At 66.8% G+C, this 1,082-nt stretch carries 1 protein-coding gene; it reads right to left on the bottom strand.

The genetic code is table 11. The features are described from left to right. Window positions 1-1,080: polysaccharide lyase family 8 super-sandwich domain-containing protein (locus tag Amac_RS33080; RefSeq protein WP_281356371.1), on the bottom strand; the 1,080-nt coding region annotated here is incomplete at its 3' end. Window positions 1,081-1,082 lie beyond the last annotated feature (2 nt).

Raw genomic sequence — 1,082 nt, 5'->3', positions numbered from 1 at the left:
CCCGGCACCCGCCCCATCCGGCAACCGCCGCGTGGAAACGGTCGTCCCCGGCAACCGGTACGGATCGACAGTCGGCCAGAACGAATCCGAATACTGATCCCCATGCCCGGCCGCCCACCAGTAGAGCATCCCCGAACCGGTGTGCCACCCCCGCAGGTTCTCCCCGTTCCCATGCTCGTAATGCCCAACCCGATCCGACGCCATGCTGAGCCCCGCGCACCACCCCGGCCTGCGATGCACCGCCCGCGCGCTCATCGGCAACAGCCGATGCCCGACCGGCTCCTCCGCCGCGGGAATCGCGTCATCATCCAGAACCGCGGCGAGCCGCGCGTGAAATGCGAGATCATCCCGCTCCGCGGCCTCAAGCATGGGCTGGTGCGTGTTCCGCCGCGCCCACCCCTTGACCATGCCCTGCCACCGCGCCCGCACCCCCGGCCTCGCCGCCTCCCCCAGCAGCAGAATCGACCCCGCGATCTCCCGCCCCCGCTGGTGATCCCCGTACGGCCTCCGGTTGATTCCCCGCCCACGGACCAGATCCATGCAGAACCCGTCATGGATGAAAGGCGCGAACGACCGCTCCACCGCGTCGAAGACGCGCTCATCGGTGATCTCCCATGGGGACCCGCGCAACACGGCGAACATGGTCGCGATCCCGTTCAGCAACGTCGATCCGTACGCACCCTGGTAGGGAACAAACGTGTGCTGGATGAACGACCCATCCCGATAGAAGCCATCACCTTCCTCCACCAGCGGAAAGACAGGCGACAACGCGGACACGGCCAGATCCGCCTTCTCCGGATCCGCCCGCAACATCGCCCGCAGCAACATCACCAAACACAGATCGACCCGATTGGCCCCCGTGCTGTTCCCGCGATAACTCCCCAGCCACCCCTCCGGAACAAAGTAATCCACCGCTTCCCGAAGCCCTCCACTCTGCCGCTCACTCAAATACCCCCCGATCAGCACAGCCGCGTCGAGCAACCGTTTCGGCACCCCAATCCGCCAATGCCACCAGTTCCCCACCGGCTCAGCCCCTACCGCGTACACTCGCCGCCGATAGTGATCGATCCCCGCCCCCACCG

Origin of the sequence: Acrocarpospora macrocephala (assembly GCF_009687865.1) — a bacterium.
Lineage (GTDB): Bacteria > Actinomycetota > Actinomycetes > Streptosporangiales > Streptosporangiaceae > Acrocarpospora > Acrocarpospora macrocephala.
The sequence above is the reverse complement of the archived record's forward strand: the minus strand, read 5'-3'. Positions and strand labels throughout refer to the sequence as shown.